At 56.3% G+C, this 22,290-nt stretch carries 12 protein-coding genes; 9 read left to right on the top strand and 3 right to left on the bottom strand.

Annotated features, from left to right (window positions below; genetic code table 11):
• The first annotated feature begins 1 nt into the window (after position 1).
• Positions 2 to 1,561, top strand: coding sequence for an exopolyphosphatase (ppx, locus tag N6G83_RS26535; RefSeq protein WP_024527048.1), 1,560 nt, complete (start codon positions 2 to 4; stop codon positions 1,559 to 1,561).
• Positions 1,562 to 1,907: 346 nt separating this feature from the next.
• Here the strand turns inward: ppx and N6G83_RS26540 are convergent, their stop codons facing one another.
• Positions 1,908 to 4,151, bottom strand: a complete 2,244-nt coding sequence (locus N6G83_RS26540) for an EAL domain-containing protein (RefSeq protein WP_211134944.1) — start codon at positions 4,149 to 4,151, stop codon at positions 1,908 to 1,910.
• Between the two features lie 520 nt (positions 4,152 to 4,671).
• Here N6G83_RS26540 and N6G83_RS26545 point away from each other — a divergent pair.
• The 3 genes from N6G83_RS26545 (at position 4,672) to N6G83_RS26555 (ending at position 9,948) form a co-directional block, all read left to right on the top strand.
• A complete protein-coding gene (locus N6G83_RS26545) occupies positions 4,672 to 4,839 on the top strand; it encodes a YfgG family protein (protein WP_065686557.1) in 168 nt (55 codons plus the stop codon).
• A 165-nt stretch (positions 4,840 to 5,004) separates the two neighbouring features.
• Positions 5,005 to 6,438 (top strand): magnesium transporter, encoded by a 1,434-nt coding sequence (gene mgtE / locus N6G83_RS26550; RefSeq protein ID WP_024527046.1) that lies wholly within the window; start codon positions 5,005 to 5,007, stop codon positions 6,436 to 6,438.
• A 168-nt stretch (positions 6,439 to 6,606) separates the two neighbouring features.
• On the top strand, positions 6,607 to 9,948 hold the full coding sequence (locus N6G83_RS26555) for a diguanylate cyclase (protein ID WP_211134942.1): 3,342 nt from the start codon (positions 6,607 to 6,609) through the stop codon (positions 9,946 to 9,948).
• On the opposite strand, the gene alkA is transcribed toward N6G83_RS26555, so the two are convergent.
• Positions 9,916 to 11,424, bottom strand: a complete 1,509-nt coding sequence (alkA, locus tag N6G83_RS26560) for a DNA-3-methyladenine glycosylase 2 (protein ID WP_211134940.1) — start codon at positions 11,422 to 11,424, stop codon at positions 9,916 to 9,918. The two genes, N6G83_RS26555 and alkA, sit on opposite strands and share 33 nt — an antisense overlap.
• 185 nt (positions 11,425 to 11,609) lie before the next feature.
• Between alkA and yegD the strand changes: the two genes are divergently transcribed.
• Positions 11,610 to 12,962 carry a molecular chaperone gene (gene yegD / locus N6G83_RS26565; RefSeq protein WP_024527043.1) on the top strand — a complete coding sequence of 451 codons (1,353 nt, stop codon included), beginning with the start codon at positions 11,610 to 11,612 and terminating at the stop codon, positions 12,960 to 12,962.
• A 40-nt stretch (positions 12,963 to 13,002) separates the two neighbouring features.
• On the top strand, positions 13,003 to 13,548 hold the full coding sequence (locus N6G83_RS26570; protein ID WP_409529725.1) for a GNAT family N-acetyltransferase: 546 nt from the start codon (positions 13,003 to 13,005) through the stop codon (positions 13,546 to 13,548).
• A 42-nt stretch (positions 13,549 to 13,590) separates the two neighbouring features.
• Here the strand turns inward: N6G83_RS26570 and N6G83_RS26575 are convergent, their stop codons facing one another.
• Positions 13,591 to 14,544, bottom strand: coding sequence for an aldo/keto reductase (locus N6G83_RS26575; RefSeq protein WP_260524058.1), 954 nt, complete (start codon positions 14,542 to 14,544; stop codon positions 13,591 to 13,593).
• A gap of 272 nt (positions 14,545 to 14,816) precedes the next feature.
• Between N6G83_RS26575 and N6G83_RS26580 the strand changes: the two genes are divergently transcribed.
• From N6G83_RS26580 to mdtC, 3 genes are read left to right on the top strand one after another with little or no spacing between them, the layout of a single operon-like run.
• Complete coding sequence (locus N6G83_RS26580) at positions 14,817 to 16,079, top strand: MdtA/MuxA family multidrug efflux RND transporter periplasmic adaptor subunit (protein ID WP_211135636.1); 1,263 nt, start codon at positions 14,817 to 14,819, stop codon at positions 16,077 to 16,079.
• Positions 16,079 to 19,198 (top strand): MdtB/MuxB family multidrug efflux RND transporter permease subunit, encoded by a 3,120-nt coding sequence (locus N6G83_RS26585; RefSeq protein WP_211135637.1) that lies wholly within the window; start codon positions 16,079 to 16,081, stop codon positions 19,196 to 19,198. Before N6G83_RS26580 ends, N6G83_RS26585 begins: the two co-directional genes overlap by 1 nt.
• A complete protein-coding gene (gene mdtC, locus N6G83_RS26590; protein ID WP_211135638.1) occupies positions 19,195 to 22,275 on the top strand; it encodes a multidrug efflux RND transporter permease subunit MdtC in 3,081 nt (1,026 codons plus the stop codon). Before N6G83_RS26585 ends, mdtC begins: the two co-directional genes overlap by 4 nt.
• Positions 22,276 to 22,290 lie beyond the last annotated feature (15 nt).

Below are 22,290 nucleotides of genomic sequence, written 5' to 3' on the forward strand. Positions count from 1 at the left end.
TATGCCGCTAAAAAGCACTGCAACCAATAATAAGCCACAGGAAATCGCTGCCATCGATCTTGGCTCGAACAGTTTCCATATGGTGATCGCCCGCGTCGTTAACGGCGCCTTACAGGTGTTAGGCCGTTTAAAACAGCGGGTACACCTTGCCGATGGATTGGACAGCGAAAACGTGCTCAGTGAAGAAGCCATGGAGCGCGGCTTGGCCTGCCTGGCGCTGTTTGCCGAGCGATTACAGGGGTTCCCGGCGGATAACGTCACGATCGTAGGTACTCACACCCTGCGTCAGGCGGTGAATGCCGAGGTGTTCCTCAAGCGGGCGGAAAAAGTGATCCCTTATCCAATCGAAATCATCGCCGGGCAGGAAGAGGCCCGCCTGATTTTTATGGGTGTCGAACATACTCAGCCGGAAAAAGGCCGCAAGCTGGTGATCGACATCGGCGGTGGCTCTACCGAACTGGTGATCGGGGAGGATTTCGAGCCTCTGCTGGCAGAGAGCCGTCGCATGGGTTGCGTGAGCTTTGCCCACCTGTTCTTCCCAGATGGGGAGATCAGCAAAACCAACTTTAAGCGGGCACGCCTGGCCGCCGCACAAAAATTGGAAACCCTGGCCTGGCAATACCGCATTCAGGGTTGGCAATATGCCTTGGGGGCATCTGGCACCATCAAGGCCGCTCACGAAGTTTTGGTGGCCATGGGTGAAAAAGACGGTTTGATTACCCTTGAACGGCTGGAGTTGCTGGTTGAGCAGGTGTTGCAGTTTAAAAACTTCAGCGCCCTGAGCCTGCCGGGCCTGTCGGAAGATCGTCAATCGGTATTTGTGCCGGGGCTGGCGATCCTGTGTGGGGTGTTTGATGCGCTGGCAATCCGCGATCTGCGCCTGTCAGACGGAGCCCTGCGCGAAGGTGTGCTGTATGAAATGGAAGGCCGCTTCCGCCACCAGGATATTCGCAGCCGCACGGCCAAAAGCCTGGCCGATCACTATAATATTGACCGCGAGCAGGCAAAGCGCGTGCTCGATACCACCGAGCTGTTGTACGCTCAGTGGATGGCGCAAAATACCAAACTGGTGCAGCCACAGTTAGAGGCGCTGTTGAAATGGGCCGCCATGCTGCATGAGGTGGGGCTGAGCATCAACCATAGCGGTATGCACCGCCACTCCGCCTATATTCTGCAAAATACCAACCTGCCGGGCTTCAACCAGGAACAGCAGTTGCTGCTGTCGGCGCTGGTGCGCTTCCAGCGTAAAGCGATCAAGCTCGAAGAGTTACCCCGCTTGAACCTGTTCAAGAAGAAATATTATCTGCCGCTGATCCAGTTGTTACGCCTGAGTACCCTGCTTAACAATCAGCGTCAGGCCACTACCACGCCGGAAACTCTACGTCTGACAACCGATGATAATCACTGGACGCTACGCTTCCCAGTGGGCTATCTGACGCAGAATAACCTGGTACAGCTCGATTTCGAGCGTGAGCAGGAATACTGGAATGACGTGGTTGGCTGGAAACTGGTGATAGAAGAAGAAGGCGAGCAGGACGCAGACGCAAAACCTGCGGCGTAACCCACACCGTATTCAGTACGTTTTGATTGAGATCTTAATGGAATATCCAGCCGTTTGTGCCCCTCACCCCAACCCTCTCCCACGGGGAGAGGGAGCTGACCGGAGTGCTTGGTTAGCCTATGCTGCTTCGGTATATGCGGAGTAGAACGCGGATGGAGTATGGCGCAGAAAAATCAGCGTACTCGATCGGTCCCTGTGGGAGAGGGAGCTGACCGGAGTGTTTGGGTGGCCTATGCTGCTCCGGTATATGCGGAGTAGAACGCGGATGGAGTATGGCGCAGAAAAATCAGCGTACTCGATCGGTCCCCTCTCCCTGTGGGAGAGGGTTAGGGTGAGGGGCATACTCTCAGTCAGACTCTTCGTCTTCCGACTGTGGTTCCATCGGCACTAGAGACGCCAACAACTGAGGTTTACCGATAAAGTAGCCCTGCATATAATCCACGCCCAGGCTTTTAAGCGCATCGCGCTGCTCGGCCGACTCGACATATTCCGCCACAATCGACAACCTTCTCATCAGCGCCACTTTACAGATTGACGAAATGATCTGGTAATCCACCTTGCTGGTCAGCATGTCCTGCACAAAACTGCCATCGATCTTCAAGATATCGACATGCAGCTCTTTCAGTCGATCGTAGGTGGCATAGCCGGTGCCAAAATCATCCAGGGCAATGCGGCAACCTAACTGACGCAGCTCTTTCAGCGAGTTCTTGGCATATTTCACATCCTGCACCAGATGAGACTCTGTCACCTCCAGCACCAGTTGATAAGGCTCAATCTGGTATTGCCGCAGGGCATCGCGCACGTCTTGGCACAGGCTTGGGCGACATAGCGAGGACGGTGACAGATTCACCGCAAAGCGCGCGCTAGGCATACCTTCGCGATGGAGCGCCATAAATTGCAGGGTTTGGCGCAGTACCCACATATCCAACTGGTAAGCCAAACCAAATTCATGCACCACCGGTAGAAATTCGTTGGGAGGAATGACGTTACCTTCATCATCCAGCATACGCAGCAGGATCTCATGATAAGAATCGCCGCGAATCCCGACAATCGGTTGAGCCATCAGCATGAAACCGTCGTTATCTAGCGAACGTTGCACCCAGTGTAACAAAGCGACTTTGCGCTTGATTTCATCCTGCACCACATGATGACCGTTCTGCACGTTTTCAGGCCGACCACTGGTCAGCGACATTTCCGCCAACGAGCTCAATTCCCCCAGTAACAGATGCAGATGTTCCACTTCCGAATAGACTCCACAGTAGCTCATTCCCAGCGGTGGATGGATTGGCAGACCGTTCCACACCAGACGAAACTTCTCCAGCGTACTCTGGATTTTGGCCACCCGTGCCTCACCGTCAGAACCGTTGAGCCGCAGCACCAGATCGTACCCCGACAGGTGATAGACGTCTTCCCCTTCCTCGAGCACCGTGCGCAGGCTGCCCGCCAATTTCTGTTTGAAGCGGATGCGCAACTGCATACCATAGTTCCGGCTGAGCAAATCCAACTCGGAAATCCGCAGGAAGCACAGCGTAGAGCGCGGCACCTTGGCCAGATCGCGCTTCAATGCGCGCAGGTTGGGCAGGCCGATAACGGGATCTTTCAGAGAGGCGTTTTGCGCCTTGGCATGATCCATTCGCTGGCGAGTGTGCACCGCAGAAGTCAGCAAAATACTGAGGGTGAACGCCAGCATCATTGACGAGATCATGGTCAGGTTATGCAGCAGGCTGTCCCACTGCACATAGCCCGGATAGTTAAAGAACAGCACCAGCAGAGTCGCCGCCCAGATAATACAGTTGAACAGATAACCAAAGCGCATGGCGCTATACAGCATCACCGGCAATAACAGCGTCAGACTGTAGTCGGGCACCTGCATCGCGTTGGTATCTGCCGTGTGGTAGGCAAGTACCACCACCAAGGCAATCAGCACCACCAACCACAGTTGCAGCTCACTCTTTTTGACCGACGGCGCCATCTCACGGCGGATCCTTCCCAACAGTACGCGGGCAAATTTGGGATTCTTAATGATCCGTAAGGCGAAATAGAACAACTGCATGGAAGACAGGCAGCCAATCAGGATGGCCTGAAAATTGATCAGTGCGTGTAAATGATTACCGCTACCGGAAAGCATGCCGAGTTCGTCCGGCAAAAAATCGAGGCCGATAACCAGCTGTAAACCAAATATAAACAGCACTGGCGGCATCAGCACCAGCCAGATCAGCCGGTATTTACCCAGCTTCAGCTCGGTGAGCCCCACACACCAGCGGCGCTGCGACTGGCAGCGATAGCCCCACCAGCAAATGCTCAGACATCCCACATACAGCAACGTCATGATCACGTCGACTTCGCTGCTGGAACGGTTGGAGTAACGGATGAGGATCGCCAAAGCGATGCCTGGCATGGCACGCCAGTCATACACCATCAGCAAAGAAAAGCAGACCACCAGCGGTAGATAAACCAGATACACTTTGCCGTCAGGCAGCATCAGGCGTGGCGATAGCCAGCCTGCAAGCGGCACCAGCAGCAGGCTCAGCACTATAGGCTGGCCCCACCAACGGTCACGTAAATTATTCCAGAACTTTAAAATACCCATCAAGACACTGTATCCGCTAAGGCGTGATTCACTTCGTCGCTTAAGCGTTTTAAATCGCAGAAAAGGCAGGATCCGATCCCACCACAGAACCATTCGGGGAGCAAGCTGAGACATGCACTTCCAGCATCAAGAATGGCTGTGAATTCTATTCTCTGCGATAGCTTAAGATTTGACCACGATCAATTAATAGAGAAAAGGCTAAGAAAAATCCATACGCCACTTCATAGGCTGATAATAACCTATTAATACACAACAAAAAATCAGACAAAATCTATATCCCATGCATTTAGAGTGACCGCTTAAAAAGCGGTGGACATAAACCACAACTAAATTGCTCAGTCAAACGCACGGAAATAAATGGACATCTTTTGTCATCAGAGCCTAGAATTCCATTTACAATTTAGATCAATGTTAGCCATGGCAGGCCAAACAACAGTAATCGCCACCATCATTTACCAGCGGCAGCCCCAAACGGTGCTTGAACAATGCCAATGGGAAAAACCGACGGGCTCAATGAACCATGAGAAAGACCACAACCGGGCGTATGACCAAAGTCGTGCTGCTGATCAGTTTCATCATTCTAGTCGGTCGCCTGCTGTATGCCGCCATTGCCGCTATTCCCCATCATCAGGAAAAAAGATCGCTGCCTGAACCGCAGACCCAGGAAGCCCGCGTGGATAATCGGTGATTATCTTGCCCTACCAAGCGACCCTCACCCTGAGTCACTGGCACGCCAAAGCTGCTGACCCTGCGCCATCAGATTGATAAAAATCACGCCAACTGCCGCTATGCTCTATCTTTTAAAGATAGTCTAAAAGGAACCCGGTGTGCCAAGTCAGCGTTAAGGAATTCCATGTCCGCCGCAACACATAACGTCAAAAAAGTCGCTGAGTATCGTCAGCGCATTCTAAGCCTACTGTTAAATAATGCCCCTTTGATTGACGGCATTCTTGGTCGCTCAGGGGATGAAAAACAACTCAGCGAAGGCGAACTGCTTAATCATACCGCCGAAATCACCCACTTGCTGCAAGATATGCACGCCGCTGACCTTGCGGACCTGCTAGAAGCGTTGCCACAAGATGAACGCCTGGCGCTGTGGCGGCTGGTGGATAACACCAAGCGCGGCCAAACCCTGGTAGAAGTTGCTGAACCCGTCTGGGATAGCCTGATCGAAGAGATGAGCGATAAAGACCTGCTCAAGGCGATCAAAACCCTGGATGTCGATGAACAGGCCTATCTGGCGCAATATCTGCCGCGCAACCTGATGGGCCGCCTGCTGACCTCACTGGAGCCAGAGCAGCGTGAGCAGGTGCGCGAGATGGTGCATTACGGCAAGGATACCGTCGGCTGGATGATGGATTTCGAGCTGGTCTCGGTACGCCCTGATGTCTCTTTGGGGGCCGTACACCGCTTCCTGCGTCAACGCAAAACCATTCCGGACGCTACCGATAAACTGTTCGTCACCGATCGCAAAAATACCCTGTTAGGTGAACTACCGCTGACCGCGATCCTGCTTAACGATCCGCAAACCCCGGTGTTTAAGGTGATGGACAGCGATCCCACCACCTTCCAGCCGGAAGACAAAGCCGAAGCTGCGGCCAGCGCGTTCGAACGTTATGACCTGATCAGCGCCCCGGTGATCGATGCCAAAGGCAAACTGATGGGGCGGTTAACCATCGAAGAAATCGTTGACGTGGTTAACGAAGAAAGCGACACCACTCTGCGTCGTATGGGGGGGTTAAGCCCGGAAGAAGACGTGTTTGCCCCGGTCAGCAAGGCGGTGAAAACCCGTTGGGCCTGGCTGGCAATCAACCTCTGTACCGCCTTTATCGCCTCCAGAGTTATTGGCCTGTTTGAACACACCATTTCACAATTGGTAGCGCTGGCCGCCTTGATGCCCATCGTCGCCGGTATCGGCGGCAATACCGGCAACCAGACCATTACCATGATCGTGCGCGCGCTGGCGCTGCATCAGATCGAAGAGGGCAATATTTCGCGCCTGTTGTTCAGAGAACTGGGCGTAGCCATCATCAACGGGATCGTCTGGGGCGGCATCATGGGGCTGGTCACCTATCTGCTTTATGGCGATTTGGCAATGGGAGGCGTGATGACGCTGGCCATGATGCTCAACCTGCTGGTCGCCGCGCTGATGGGGGTGATCATACCGATGACCATGCTCAAACTGGGCCGCGATCCTGCCGTGGGCTCCAGCGTACTGATCACCGCCCTGACCGATACCGGCGGCTTCTTTATCTTTCTGGGGTTGGCGACCGTGTTCCTGCTTTAGCCGGTGTCACCGATGGTCAGACTGAAACGGAGCCAAGTTGTGCGTAACACTGTGGCTTGTAACAAGACAAGTATATACTTGGATAGGTATTACTCGCCCGCGGAACCCCCTCTGGTGAGTAAAATGGCGGCAGGTTTTCCTGGTCGATAGCACAAGTGAAGGTTACCGATGGATCTCAGCACAGCGCAGCACCCACTCAAGGCTAAAGGTGCCTTGTTCACCCACTCGTTGCTGAGCGCACTGATTGTGTTTCTGCTGGCCTACCTGTGCCTGACGCTGTCAGCAGAATCCAGCCACTTTACCCCGCTGTGGTTCCCGACTGCCGCCGTTATTATGCTGATGTTCCACCAACCACCACGCAATTGGCCGTTGCACTTGATCTTCAGCGGGATCGGCATGTGTATTGCCAGTTTCGTGCTGTTCGGCCTCAGTTGGTTCCCGGTCAAACTCACACTGATCAACCTGCTGGAAGCCACCGTCTGTACCCTGCTATTACGGCGAATACTGCAGCCGAACGATCCGTTAAACGACTTGGCAAGCTGGTTGAAATTTGTTTTCTGCGCCGTGATCTTCATGCCTATGTTCAGCGCACTACTGGCGGCCGCAGTAGCGCCGGAACCAGGGGAAACCTTTTGGCAGCCCTTCAGCACCTGGTTTATTTCCGAAGCGATTGGCGTACTGGCTCTGGCGCCGATCGGGCTGGTTTATCGCCGCTCAATGTTAAGAACGCTAAACCTGTTTGAACTGCTGCTGGTATCGCTGGGGACACTGGTCTTCAGCTATCTGGCGCTGCTCAACATGCCCTTCCCGTTTAACTTAATCATCCTGCCGTTGCTGTGGGCAGCGATCAGCCTACCGCGGCTCGAAGCCTTTATCATCTGTTTTACCACGACCCTGATGATTACGGTGATGATCTCGCTAGGGCTGTTGCATTATCAGGATAGGGGAGCGTTTTTAAGCGATGTGACAATCTACCTGCCGCTGATGTTGATCCTGATCCCGGCCCATGCCATGGCGATGGTGATGCATGCCTTCCGGGTAGAAAAAGAGCATATCGTGGAAAGCGAAGCGCGTTTCCGTAATGCGTTGGAGTATTCGGCTATCGGCATGGCGCTGGTGTCACCTGAAGGGAAATGGTTACAGGTCAATCAGGCGCTGTGCAAACTGCTGCGCTATCCCCCAGAAACCCTGCGCCGCCTGACGTTTCAAGAAATTACCCATCCCGATGATTTAAATGCCGATCTGACACAGTTACAAGACCTGCTTGATGGCCACATCAGCAGCTACACCATGGAAAAACGCTATATCCGCAGCGACGGAGAGAGCGTCTGGACACTGCTGGCGGTATCCTTGGTGCGCGATCCGCAGGGCCAACCGCTGTACTTTATTTCCCAAGTAGAAGATATCAACGAACTAAAACGTACCGAAGCGGAGAACCGCAGCCTGATGGAACGCATAACGCTAGCCAATCAGGCCGGCGGGATCGGCGTGTGGGAATGGATGTTGCCCGGAGATAAACTCACCTGGGACAAACGAATGTTCGAGCTGTACGAACTGACGCCGGATCAAAACCCCACCTTGGCACTGTGGAGTTCTTTGATGCTGGAGGAGGATCGTGAACGCATTGAGCGGCAAATGGCAACACTCACAGACCGCCACCAGCCGTTTGTGATGGAGTTCCGTATCAAGACCCGCCTGGGGGGAATTCGTCATATTCGCGCCCAGGGTAATACCATTTTCGATGAACACGGCGAGCCAAAGCGGATGATCGGTACCCATATCGACATGACGGAAATCAAATCGCTGACCGAAGCGCTGCACGAAGAGAAGGAACGTTTGCACATTACGCTGGACGCCATCGGCGAAGGGGTGATTTCCACCGACCGCGACATGCGTATCACCTTTATGAACCCGGTAGCTGAACAAATGTGCGGATGGCCGCTGGAGATGGCGCTCGGTATGCCGATCAACGGCGTAGTGCGGATGACCAACGGCCAGGATGGCCCAGAGATAGAAAATCCGGTGCAAAACTGTCTGCATGAGGGGCCCCCCCTGCCAGCAGAATACGCTCTGGTACTGCATAGCCGTGACGGACGCCGCTTCGACGTACAGGAATCGGTGTCGCCGCTAAAAACCATCGAGGGCGAGGTGATGGGGGCAGTGATGGTGTTGCAGGACGTCAGCGCCTCGCGGGAACTGATGAAAAAGCTCAGCTATAACGCCTCACACGATGCGCTGACCAACCTGAAAAACCGCACCAGCTTCGAAAAGAGGCTGAAGGGTGCCATTGCCAGCGCGGCCGAACACCAGCAACAGCACTCGCTGGTATTCCTCGATCTCGACAGGTTCAAGGCGGTTAACGATAGCGCCGGACACGCGGCAGGCGATGCCTTGCTCAGGGAGATTGGCCAACTGATGCAACGCCAACTGCGTAACAGCGACTGCCTGGCGCGGCTCGGTGGCGACGAATTTGGCCTGATCCTGTTCGACTGTTCGTTGGAGCAGGCCAAGCTCCTGATGCAGCAGATGATCGAGCAGGTCGGCGAACATCCATTCTGCTGGGCAGGCAAGGTTTATCATGTCGGCGCCAGCGCCGGTATTACCCAAATCGGGGCCACCAGCAGCAAGAGCAGCGAGCTATTGGCACAGGCCGATATCGCCTGTTATACCGCCAAGCACCATGGCCGCGGTCAGGTTTATATTTATGAAGCCCGGCAAAAACAACAGATGGAGCGCCAGCATGAGCTGCTAACGCGCCAGGAAGTGCTGAATATTATCGATGATCAGCAATTGCTGTTACACGTCAGGGCTGCCTCACCGCCTAAAACGCCGCAGGCGGTCTGTTTCTATCAGTTAAAGCTGCACGTTAACCCACCCGACGATCGCCTGCTGGCCTCAGGGTCCTTCCTTGCCGCCGCCCAGCTCTACGGCATGCTGCCGGATGTCGATCGCTGGATGGTAAGCCAGGTACTGGAAAGACACGCCGAGGCTCTGCGCCGCAAGGGGCTGGCCATTGCGCTGCCATTGGCCACAGACAGCGTGCTGGATCTTGATTTTCAACATTATTTGCTGGAGTTACTGGCAGCTTCCGTGCTGCCGGCCAGCGCACTGTATCTGATGGTGGATGAGACCATTGTGCTCGATCACCCAGAGGATGGCGGTGCCTTTATTCGCCGTTTGCAGCAGATGGGCTGCAAGCTGATCGTCAATGGTTTTGGCCGCAATCTGAACGCCTTCGATCAGTTAAACGGCCAGACTATCGATTACATCCGCATCGACGAGCGTTTTATCACCGACGTCCACTGCAACCAAATGGATGAGCTGATGGTTTCGATGATCCATGGTGCCGCGCATCGTATTAATACCCAAACTCTGGCCGGCCCCGCACATCAGCAAGTTACGCTAAGTGCGCTGACTGCCATCGGGGTCGATCTGGTAGACGGTGACACCGTTGCGCTGGAGCTACCGCTGAGCGATTTACTCAGCGGCGGCTACTTCGGTATTCACTGAAGGTGCCCAACGATCGTTATGCCACAGATGCAAGGTGGCGTAAGAACGCCAAGGTCGCCAGCGTTCAGCATAGTGCTCAATCTGGCGTGGCGTCATGCCGGGGAAACGCTGTTTGATCAGATAGTCTCCCGCCAGAAAAACGTCCGGCCATGACCAGGCCCGCATAGCAATATAGCTGGCGGTCCAACTGCCTATCCCCGGCAGTGCGGTTAACTCTTTGATACCCTGGTCGATATCCAGCACGTTATCCAGTTGCAAACGCCCTTCTGTCACCCTGCGCGCAATTTCAATCAGCGCCGCCGCACGCTTCAGTTGTACGCCCAATGGGCGCAGATCTTCCGGTTGCAGCTGGGCAATCCGCGCCGCCTGCGGAAAAATATGAGTGATATCGCCATACGGTTGCTCCAGCACCGTTCCCCAGCGTTCGGCCATCCGTCCGGCAAAGGTAGCCGCCATCTTGACGCTGACCAACTGCCCCAACACCGCACGCGTAGCCTGCTCAAAGCTGCTGACGCAGCCTGGCAAACGTAAACCGGGCGCATCCGCCGCTAACGCGCCTAACGCCTCGCAAATACGGTCCGGCGCGGCATCCAGATCAAACAGTTGGCGAATACGCCGCAGGACTTCGGTCGTCACTCGGCTGAGCGATGGGGCAATTTCCACCCGCACCCGGTTGCGCGCCTCTTCTGGCTGGACGCTCACCCAACCGCAATATTCGACGCCCCCCTGATCCACCGCGATCGAACGGCAGTATTGTTGCCCGACAACGCTTTCCACGCCGCTTACTGCACGCGCCTGTAAGAACCCCAGCATACGCGGCCAATCGTAAGGTGGTCGATACCCCAGATGAAACACCAGCCCGCTGGAGGCGGCACGCTCACTTCGGCCAGCAGTGCTACGCAATACCGAAGGGATCAGGCGATAACGGGCTTTAAACAGCTCATTGAAACGCCGCAGGCTGCCAAACCCGGCGGCAAACGCCACCTCGCTCAGGGGCAAATCGGTATCCGCCAGCAGCCGTTTGGCCTGCAACAGACGGTGCGACTGGGCGTAATCAATGGGGGAAGCGCCGAACTGCTCGGCAAAAATGCGCCGCAGATGGCGATCGGAAATCCCCAGTCGGGTAGCCAGTTGTTCACAGCTGTGCTCTGAAAGATAGCCCTGCTCGATCAGTTGAACCGCAACCTGAGCATAGCGATTGCCCAGATCGATCAGCGCCAGCCCTGGAGCCAATTCAGGGCGGCATTTCAGGCAGGGGCGAAAACCGGCCAGTTCAGCGGCGGCAGCGCTAGGGTAAAACGTACAATTTTCGATTTTTGGCGTGCGGGCGCTACATACCGGCCTGCAATAAATACCGGTGGAGGAGACACCGACAAAAAATCGTCCGTCAAACTTACGGTCACGCGCACTCAGCGCGCTATACAGCGCCTGTTGTTGATTCTTCATGGCATCGCTCGGAGTCAGTTTTTTGTTCATTATGGCGTTCGGACCTGTGGCTGACGTGCGGGAATCGGACATTAACCTGTTTGATATCGCTGCCATCAAGTTAACCATGCCGCCGCGATTGCCGCTAAATTTTTCGCCAGTTAGCCGCCCACTCGTTGCTCGGCAGACCAGTCTCGGGTAAAGTCGCCCCCCTTCATCGGCATGGGGAACGAAAAATGTTTATTGGCTTCGATTATGGCACTGCCAACTGTTCTGTCGCCGTTATGCGCGACCAGGGTCCTGAACTACTGACGTTGGAAAACAACGAACCGTATCTCCCTTCGATGCTGTGCGCACCGACGCGTGAGGCGGTGAGTGAGTGCCTGCATCGCCACTGGCAGGTGCCAACCGGCAGTGAGGAAAACCAGCAGTTGCTGCGCCGCGCCATTACCTTCAACCGCGAGGAAGATATCCCGGTCAACGGCGACAGCGTGCTGTTCGGCCTGCAGGCGCTGGCTCATTACATCGAAGATCCGGAAGAAGTGTATTTTGTCCGCTCACCGAAATCCTTCCTCGGGGCTAACGGCCTTAAGCCACAGCAGATTGCGCTATTTGAAGATCTGGTGTGCGCCATGATGTTCCACATCAAGCGCCAGGCGGAAGACGTGTTACAAACCGGCATCGATCAGGCCGTCATTGGCCGCCCGATTAACTTCCAGGGCACCGGCGGTGAAGAGGCTAACCAGCAGGCGCAGGGGATTTTGCATCGCGCCGCACAACGGGCCGGTTTCAAAGAGATCGAGTTTCAGTTCGAACCGGTTGCAGCCGGGCTAGACTTTGAAGCGACGCTAAGCGAAGAGAAAACCGTGCTGGTGGTCGATATCGGCGGCGGAACCACCGACTGCTCGGTACTGCTGATGGGACCACAATGGCGCGATCGTGCCGATCGCCAGCAGAGCCTGTTGGGGCACAGCGGTTGCCGCGTGGGCGGTAACGATCTGGATATCATGCTGGCGTTCAAACAGTTGATGCCGCTGTTTGGTATGGGCGGTGAAACGGAGAAGGGCATCGCCATGCCTGCATTGCCTTATTGGAACGCGGTAGCGACCAACGATGTCCCGGCCCAAATCGATTTCTACAGCACGGCCAATGGCCGTATGCTGCGCGATCTGATCCGTGACGCTGCCGAACCCGAGAAGGTGAAACGTCTGTTGAAAGTACATCAGCAGCGCCTGAGCTATCGGCTGGTACGTGCAGCGGAAGAGAGTAAAATCGCGCTATCTGGTCAGGCAAGCATCAGCGCCCAACTGGATTTTGTGCAGCCGGAGCTGGCAGAGATGATCAGCCAGGAGCAGTTGGCCGATGCCATTGCCCAACCTCTGCTACGTATCCAGGAACAGGTTAGCGCCGCCTTGGCCACCAGCCAAAGCAAGCCGCAGGTCATTTACCTGACCGGTGGTAGCGCACGCTCACCGCTGCTGCGAACCGCTCTGCAACAGCAGTTGCCGGGGATCCCGATCGTCGGTGGCAACGATTTTGGCTCGGTCACCGCCGGGTTGGCACGCTGGGCGCAGACGCTGTTTCGTTGATTAACGTAGGGGCGGCTAACGCCCCTGACAATGGAGCATTATGGCTATCATCGCAGGTGAAACACCCAGATTGCTGCTACGCGGTTGGCAAGATAGCGATCTGCCCGCCTTTGCCGCGCTCAATAGCGACCCTGAGGTGATGAAGTACTTCCCGGCAACGCTAAGCCACGCTGAAAGCGACGCTCAGGCCAATCGCATCCGCCAATTTATACAACAGCACGGCTGGGGGCTGTGGACCGTCGAGGTGAAGCATCAAGCCGCCTTTATCGGCTTTGTGGGGCTAGCCATTCCTGGCGACGATTTGCCCTGCTCGCCCTGCGTGGAAATTGGCTGGCGGTTGGCGAAGGAGCATTGGGGCCAAGGCTATGCCAGCGAAGCGGCTCATTGCGCGCTGGATATCGCTTTCAATAGGCTGCAACTGTCAGAAGTCGTGTCCTTTACCGCTGTAATTAATCTCCCTTCCCGCCGAGTGATGGAGCGCATCGGGATGACCTTCAGCGGTGAAACCTTCGAGCATCCCCGTTTACCTCTGGGCCATCCGTTACGCCAGCATGTGTTGTATCGTAAGCTGTCGCCAAACACGTGATGGTGATGATAACTCATTGAATAATATTTGATGTCAGGTGTCTTACCAGGCACTTGCCTCATCCAGCGTCTTGATATCCTCGGCAGCCAATTGCAACTGTGTGGCACTCACCAACTCATCCAACTGGGTTAACGAGGTGGCGCTAACGATTGGCGCGGTGATGCTTGGGCGAGCAATCAACCAGGCCAACGAGATCTGTGCGGGCGTGGTCTGGTGCTTCTCTGCCAGCAGATCGAGGGCCGCCAAAATGCGGAAACCGCGCGGATTCAGATAACGCGACACAATGGTGTCTCCACGCTGGCTCTTACCCACATCCTGGGCGCTACGATATTTGCCGGTGAGGAAACCACTGGCCAGTGAGAAGAAGTTGATCACCCCCAACCCCTGTTGCTGCGCCACCGCTTCCAGCGCCTGCTCATAGCCTTCACGGGCATACAGATTGTATTCCGGTTGCAGGGTTTCATAGCGCGCCAGTCCGTTTTGCTCGCTGACTTTCAGCGCTTCCACCAGCCGGTCTGCCTGATAGTTGGAAGCGCCAATGGCTCGCACCTTCCCGGCCTTGATCAGTTCATCGAACGCCGCCAGGGTTTCCGCCAGCGGGGTGTCCTGGTCGTCATCATGAGACTGATAAAGATCGATATAATCGGTTTGCAGGCGGCGCAATGAATCCTCTACGGCCTGACGAATATAGCGTGGCGACAAGCCTTGTTTGCCCTCACCCATCGGTTTTCCCACCTTGGTAGCGATGATCACCTGGTCACGCTTGCCGCTTTTCTTCAGCCAGTTACCGATCACCGTTTCCGATTCACCGCCTTTATTGCCTGGTGCCCAGCTCGAATAGACGTCGGCGGTATCGATAAAATTCAGCTGATTGGCTACCAGCGCATCCAGCAGACTGAAAGACGTGGCCTCGTCTACCGTCCAGCCAAAGACGTTGCCACCAAAGGTCAGTTGCGGAACCTGAATACCTGAACGGCCCAACGGTTGCTTGCTCATGATGTCGCTCCTGAAGGAAAAGAAAAAATTCGCTCTCAATTATTAGCGCGAAAGCGGCTGGAACGCTAAAACGAATCGGTTATATGTCAGAAAATGTCTAGCTAAGCGTTGTTTCGGTTAAATATACATTCTCCGCCGATAAACCTGACGTTTCCTCCATATTTCCTTCATTTTTACACCGTGACGGCTCGCTAAACTAGTATCCTGTAAGGAGTATCACTTTTGGCAACTGATTGCCCGCATGACTGTCTCTGGAGAGAATGCCCAACGCCATGAATACAAAACCCAAACGCCGCTCACTGCTCCTGCGCCTGCTAGCCATAGTTATCGTGGTGCTTGCCGCCATTCTGATCTGGCGTCACTTTAGCGCGCCACAGGCTACCGATGCAGCGCCGGGTGCGCAGCAGGCAGGTTCAGGCCCAGCGGGAGCCGCAGGCAGAGCCGGTGGTAGACGAGGAGCACCGATGTCTCCAGTACAGGCTGCCACCGCCACAGTGCAGAGCGTGCCGCGTTTCCTCTCGGGATTAGGCACCGCCACCGCGGCCAACACCGTGACCGTCACCAGCCGCGTCGATGGTCAATTAATGGCAATCCACTTTACCGAAGGCCAACAGGTCAAGGCAGGAGACCTGCTGGTTGAGATCGACCCGCGCCCTTACGAAGTGCAATTAACTCAGGCTCTGGGGCAATTAGCCAAAGATCAGGCGACCTTGGCCAATGCCAAACGTGACCTCGCCCGTTACCAACAGTTGGCGAAAACCAACCTGGTATCACGCCAAGAGCTGGATACCCAGGAGTCGTTGGTTCGCCAGACCGAAGGGGCCATCAAAGCCGATCAAGGGGCAGTGGACAGTGCCAAACTGCAAATAACCTACAGTAAGATCACCGCGCCGATTGATGGCCGCGTGGGTCTGAAATTGGTTGATGTAGGCAACTACATCGCCAGCGGCAGCACCACCGGCATCGTGGTGATCACCCAAACGCACCCTATCGATGTGGTCTTCACCCTGCCGGAGAGCAATATCGCCGATCTGGTCAAAGCGCAGAAAGCTGGCCCGATAAGCGTCCAAGCCTGGGATCGTACCAATCAGCAGTTGTTAACCACCGGTGAGTTATTGAGCCTGGATAACCAGATCGATACCGCGACGGGCACCATCAAACTAAAGGCTCGCTTCGACAATCAGGACGATGCACTGTTCCCGAATCAGTTCGTTAACGCCCGGCTGAAGGTTGCCACCCTGCAAAATGCGGTGGTGATCCCTACCGCCGCGCTGCAAATGGGCAACGAAGGCAACTTCGTCTGGCTGCTGAGCGCAGACAACAAGGTCAGCAAACATCGGGTTACCGCCGGTATTCAGGATAGCCAGCAGGTAGTGATTAGCGCCGGTGTCAATGCGGGCGACCGCGTCGTCACTGACGGGATCGACCGCCTGACCGAAGGCATGCAGGTTGAAGTGGTGGCACCTCATAAAGCGGCGGCCACCCCGAATGCAGAACAACCGAAACGCCGCGCTAAACCTCAGGGGAATTCCTGATGCAGTCGATGTCCCCCCATAGCGGCGGTGGGCCTTCCCGCCTGTTTATTCTTCGCCCGGTAGCCACCACGCTGTTTATGCTGGCTATCATGCTGGCCGGGATCATTGGCTATCGTTCACTGCCAGTTTCTGCCCTGCCGGAAGTGGATTATCCAACCATCCAGATCGTCACGCTCTACCCTGGCGCCAGCCCGGATGTGGTTACTTCGGCAATCACCGCGCCGTTGGAGCGACAGTTCGGGCAGATGTCCGGCCTTAAGCAGATGGCCTCGCAGAGTTCCGGTGGAGCCTCGGTGATCACGCTGCAATTCCAGCTTGAACTGCCGCTGGACGTTGCCGAGCAGGAAGTGCAGGCGGCTATCAATGCCGCCACCAACCTGCTGCCCAACGATCTGCCCTACCCGCCGATTTACAGCAAGGTTAACCCGGCCGATCCACCGATCCTGACGCTGGCCGTCACCTCAACCGCCCTGCCGATGACCCAGGTAGAAGACATGGTGGAAACCCGGGTGGCACAAAAGATTTCGCAGGTCAGCGGGGTCGGTCTGGTCACCATTTCCGGCGGCCAGCGTCCGGCCGTACGGGTGAAGCTCAATGCCACGGCGGTGGCCGCCTATGGGCTGGATAGCGAAACCATTCGCACCGCCATCAGTAACGCCAACGTCAATTCGGCCAAAGGTAGCCTGGATGGCCCGACGCGTTCGGTTACGCTCTCTGCCAACGATCAGATGAAGACCGCTGAGGATTACCGTCAGCTGATTATCGCCTATCAGAACGGCGCAGCCATCCGCCTGCAAGATATCGCCACCATTGAGCAAGGCGCGGAGAACAACCGCCTGGCGGCATGGGCCAATAAAGAGCAGGCCATCGTGCTGAATATTCAGCGCCAGCCGGGTGCCAACGTCATCACCACCGCCGACAGTATTCGCGAGATGCTGCCAGAGCTGATCAAGAGCCTGCCAAAGTCGGTAGATGTGAAGGTGCTGACCGACCGCACCACCACCATCCGGGCCTCGGTCAGCGACGTACAGTTTGAGCTGCTGCTGGCGATCGCCTTGGTCATCATGGTGATCTACGTCTTCCTGCGTAACGTACCCGCTACCATTATTCCGAGCGTGGCGGTGCCGCTTTCCCTGGTGGGCACCTTTGCCGTCATGTATTTCCTCGACTTCTCCATCAACAATCTGACGCTGATGGCGCTGACCATCGCCACCGGCTTTGTGGTGGATGACGCCATCGTGGTGATCGAAAATATCTCGCGCTATATCGAAAAAGGTGAAAAACCGCTCGATGCGGCGCTGAAAGGGGCCGGAGAGATCGGCTTTACCATTATCTCGCTGACCTTCTCGCTGGTAGCGGTGCTGATCCCGCTGCTGTTTATGGGCGATATCGTTGGCCGTCTGTTCCGCGAGTTTGCGGTGACGCTGGCAGTGGCGATCCTGATTTCCGCGCTGGTGTCGCTGACGCTGACGCCGATGATGTGCGCCAGGATGCTTAGCCACGAATCGCTGCGTAAGCAAAACCGTTTCTCCCGCGCCTCCGAGCGTTTCTTTGACCGAGTGATCGCCCAATACGGCGTGTGGCTGAAAGTGGTGTTGAACCATCAGTGGCTGACGTTAGGCGTCGTCTTCGGCACCATGGCGCTGACCGTGTTTCTGTATGTGCTGATGCCGAAAGGCTTCTTCCCGGTGCAGGATAACGGCATCATTCAGGGTACGCTGGAAGCCCCACAGAGTGTTTCGTTCAGTAACATGGCCGAGCGCCAGCAACAGGTGGCCGCCGAAATCCTCAAGGATCCGGCAGTAGAGAGCCTGACGTCCTTTGTCGGTGTGGATGGCAGCAACGCCACGCTCAACAGCGGCCGTTTGCAGATCAACCTTAAACCGCTGAGCGAACGTAGCGATCGCATTCCGGCGATCATTACTCGCCTGCAACAACAAACGGCACAGTTCCCCGGCGTGAAGCTGTATCTGCAACCGGTGCAGGATCTGACTATCGATACGCAGGTGAGCCGCACGCAGTACCAGTTCACCCTCCAGGCAATGTCATTGGATGAACTCAGCCTGTGGGTGCCGAAGTTAATGGCCGAATTGCAGCAGGCGCCACAACTGGCCGAAGTGACCAGCAACTGGCAGGATCAGGGGCTGGTAGCCTATGTGAATGTCGATCGAGACTCGGCCTCGCGCCTTGGCATCACCATGAGCGATGTCGACAGCGCACTGTATAACGCCTTCGGTCAGCGCCTGATCTCGACCATTTACACCCAGGCCAACCAATATCGGGTGGTGCTGGAACATGATGTCTCCACCACTCCAGGGCTTTCCGCGTTAAACGATATCCGCCTGACCAGCAGCAACGGCACCATCGTGCCATTAAGCACCATCGCCAAAATAGAAGAACGCGTTGGCCCGCTGTCGATCAACCATCTCGATCAGTTCCCGTCGGCCACCGTGTCGTTTAACGTGGCCGGTAATTACTCGCTCGGGGAAGCGGTAGAGGCGATCACTCAGGCTGAGAAAGACCTCAATATGCCCAAAGACATCACCACCCAGTTCCAGGGGGCCACGCTGGCATTCCAGGCTGCCCTTGGCAGCACGCTGTGGCTGATCCTGGCGGCGGTGGTCGCGATGTATATCGTGCTGGGCGTGCTGTATGAGAGCTTTATCCACCCAGTGACCATTCTTTCTACACTGCCCACTGCCGGAGTCGGGGCGCTGCTGGCGCTGATGCTCTCCGGCCATGAGCTGGATGTGATCGCCATTATCGGTATCATCTTGCTGATCGGCATCGTCAAAAAGAACGCCATCATGATGATCGACTTTGCGCTGGCCGCCGAACGTGAGCAAGGGATGACGCCATACGACGCCATCTATCAGGCCTGCCTGCTGCGTTTTCGCCCGATCCTGATGACCACGCTGGCCGCGCTGCTGGGGGCATTACCGCTGATGCTGAGTACCGGCGTCGGCGCCGAACTGCGCCGCCCGCTGGGAGTCTGTATGGTCGGTGGCCTGGTGATGAGCCAGATCCTGACGCTGTTCACCACGCCGGTAATTTACCTGCTGTTTGATAAATTGGCGCGCAATACCCACCGCCAGCCAGAACCGCAGGAGCTGTCGTGAGATTCTTTGCCCTGTTTATCTACCGGCCGGTTGCCACTACGCTGTTGACGCTGGCGATCACCATCGCCGGAGTGATTGGCTTTCGGCTGCTGCCGGTTTCGCCGCTGCCGCAGGTGGATTTCCCCGTCATTCTGGTCAGCGCTTCGTTGCCTGGCGCCGATCCGGAAACCATGGCCTCCTCGGTGGCTACACCGCTGGAACGGGCCCTGGGCCGGATCGCCGGGGTGAATGAAATGACCTCGACAAGTTCACTTGGCAGCACCAGGGTGATCCTGCAGTTCGATCTCGATCGCGATATCAACGGGGCTGCGCGTGACGTACAGGCAGCGATTAACGCCGCCCAAAGTCTGTTGCCTACCGGGATGCCAAGCCGCCCCACCTATCGCAAGATCAACCCATCCGACGCGCCAATCATGATCCTGACGCTGACTTCGGATACCTACAACCAAGGGCAGCTGTATGACTTCGCTTCAACGCAGCTGGCGCAAAAAATTGCCCAGACGGAAGGCGTAGGCGATGTCTCTGTCGGCGGGAGTTCCCTACCTGCGGTACGCGTAGAGCTTAATCCCGGCGCCTTATTCAACCAGGGGATTTCACTGGATGCGGTAAGGCAAACCATCGCCAACGCTAACGTACGCCGACCGCAAGGCGCGGTAGATGACCCACAGCAGCGCTGGCAGATCCAGGCCAACGACGAATTGAAAACCGCGGCGGCCTACCAGCCGTTGGTTATTCACTATAACAACGGCGCAGCGGTACGCCTGAGCGACGTGGCCAACGTCATCGATTCTGTCCAGGACGTACGCAACGCCGGGATGACCAACGCCAAGCCTGCCATCATTCTGACCATCAGCCGTGCTCCCGGTGCCAATATCATTCAAACCGTGGATCGTATCCGCGCCGAGTTGCCCGCGTTGCGGGAGAACATCCCCGCCTCGATCGAACTGAGTATTGCCCAGGATCGCTCACCGACGATCCGTGCCTCGCTGGCCGAGGTGGAGCAATCTTTGGTAATAGCCATCGGGCTGGTGATCCTGGTGGTCTTCATCTTCCTGCGCTCTGGCCGCGCAACGCTGATCCCGGCAGTGGCCGTACCGGTTTCCCTGATCGGCTCCTTCGCCGCCATGTATCTGTGCGGCTTCAGCCTGAACAACCTGTCGCTGATGGCGCTGACCATCGCCACCGGCTTTGTGGTCGATGACGCCATCGTGGTGCTGGAAAACATTTCGCGCCACGTCGAGGCCGGGATGAAACCGATCAAAGCCGCCCTGCAAGGGGTGCGAGAGGTCGGCTTCACAGTGCTTTCCATGAGCGTATCGCTGGTGGCGGTGTTTATCCCCTTGCTGTTTATGGCCGGCTTGCCAGGCAGGCTGTTCCGTGAATTTGCCGTGACGCTTTCGGTGTCGATCGGGCTTTCATTGCTGATTTCACTGACGCTGACGCCAATGATGTGCGCCTATCTGCTGCGCTACCAGCCACCGCGCGAACAGCGGCGTATTCGGGGTTTTGGCCGCATGTTGCTGGGTTTGCAGCAGGGCTATGGCCGCTCGCTCAACTGGGTATTGGGCCATTCCCGCTGGGTAATGGCTGTGTTCCTGGCCACTATTGCCCTCAACGTCTGGCTGTACATCAGTATTCCAAAAACCTTCTTCCCCGAGCAGGATACCGGCCGCCTGATGGGCTTTATCCAGGCCGACCAGAGCATTTCATTTCAGGCAATGCGCAGCAAACTGCAAGACTTTATGAAGATCGTGCGGGAAGACAAGGACGTGGATAACGTCACCGGTTTTACCGGCGGTTCGCGCACCAACAGCGGCTCGATGTTTATCTCCCTCAAACCGCTCTCGGAACGTACCGATGATGCCCAGAAGGTGATCGCTCGCCTGCGTGCCAAACTGGCGAAAGAACCGGGGGCTAGCCTGTTCTTGATGGCGGTACAGGATATCCGCGTCGGTGGGCGGCAGGCCAACGCCAGCTATCAATACACGCTGTTGGCCGACGATCTTGGCGCACTGCGCGAATGGGAGCCGAAGATCCGCACCGCGCTGGCAGCGTTGCCGGAGCTGGCGGACGTCAACTCCGATCAGCAAGACAAAGGCTCTGAAATGGATCTGACCTACGATCGCGAGACCATGTCGCGACTGGGCATTTCGGTCAACGACGCCAACAACCTGCTCAACAACGCTTTCGGACAGCGCCAGATTTCCACCATCTATCAGCCGCTCAACCAATACAAAGTGGTGATGGAGGTGGCTCCGCCCTATACCCAGGACGTGAGCTCGCTGGACAAAATGTTTGTGATCAACAGCAGCGGCCAGCCGATCCCGCTGTCTTACTTTGCCCAATGGCGGCCAGCTAACGCACCGCTGGCGGTGAACCATCAGGGGCTGTCGGCAGCCTCCACTATCTCATTCAACCTGCCGGACGGTGGCAGCCTGTCCGAGGCGACAGCAGCCATCGAACGGACCATGACGCAATTGGGTGTTCCCTCCACCGTGCGAGGTTCGTTTGCCGGTACCGCACAGGTATTCCAGGAAACGTTGAAATCACAGCTGTTCCTGATCGCTGCGGCCATCGCCACGGTGTATATCGTGCTGGGCATACTGTATGAGAGCTATATCCATCCGCTGACCATCCTGTCTACGCTGCCTTCTGCCGGGGTTGGGGCGTTGCTGGCGCTGGAACTGTTTGACGCACCGTTTAGCCTGATTGCGCTAATCGGTATTATGCTGTTGATTGGTATCGTTAAAAAGAATGCCATTATGATGGTCGACTTTGCCCTGGATGCGCAACGCAACGGCGGGATCAGCGCCCGTGAGGCCATCTTCCAGGCTTGCCTGCTGCGTTTTCGCCCCATCATGATGACGACGTTGGCGGCCCTGTTTGGCGCCTTACCACTGGTTCTGACCAGCGGCGACGGGGCGGAGCTACGACAGCCGCTGGGGATCACCATCGCCGGGGGGCTGCTGATGAGCCAATTGTTGACGCTGTATACCACGCCGGTGATCTATCTGTACTTTGACCGCTTACAGATGAAGTTCCGGCACGGTAAAAAACTGACGCCGCTGCCTCACTGATCGACAGCAACGCGG

The organism is Serratia sp. PL7 (assembly GCF_945957435.1).

Bases quoted from the DNA above. Each gene is read 5' to 3' on its own strand.
- yegD (WP_024527043.1), top strand. From the start codon at position 11,610: ATGTTTATTGGCTTCGATTATGGCACTGCCAACTGTTCTGTCGCCGTT.
- N6G83_RS26540 (WP_211134944.1), bottom strand. From the start codon at position 4,151: ATGGGTATTTTAAAGTTCTGGAATAATTTACGTGACCGTTGGTGGGGC.
- N6G83_RS26570 (WP_409529725.1), top strand. From the start codon at position 13,003: ATGGCTATCATCGCAGGTGAAACACCCAGATTGCTGCTACGCGGTTGG.
- alkA (WP_211134940.1), bottom strand. From the start codon at position 11,424: ATGAACAAAAAACTGACTCCGAGCGATGCCATGAAGAATCAACAACAG.
- N6G83_RS26585 (WP_211135637.1), top strand. From the start codon at position 16,079: ATGCAGTCGATGTCCCCCCATAGCGGCGGTGGGCCTTCCCGCCTGTTT.
- N6G83_RS26545 (WP_065686557.1), top strand. From the start codon at position 4,672: ATGAGAAAGACCACAACCGGGCGTATGACCAAAGTCGTGCTGCTGATC.
- N6G83_RS26580 (WP_211135636.1), top strand. From the start codon at position 14,817: ATGAATACAAAACCCAAACGCCGCTCACTGCTCCTGCGCCTGCTAGCC.
- N6G83_RS26555 (WP_211134942.1), top strand. From the start codon at position 6,607: ATGGATCTCAGCACAGCGCAGCACCCACTCAAGGCTAAAGGTGCCTTG.
- ppx (WP_024527048.1), top strand. From the start codon at position 2: ATGCCGCTAAAAAGCACTGCAACCAATAATAAGCCACAGGAAATCGCT.
- N6G83_RS26575 (WP_260524058.1), bottom strand. From the start codon at position 14,544: ATGAGCAAGCAACCGTTGGGCCGTTCAGGTATTCAGGTTCCGCAACTG.
- mgtE (WP_024527046.1), top strand. From the start codon at position 5,005: ATGTCCGCCGCAACACATAACGTCAAAAAAGTCGCTGAGTATCGTCAG.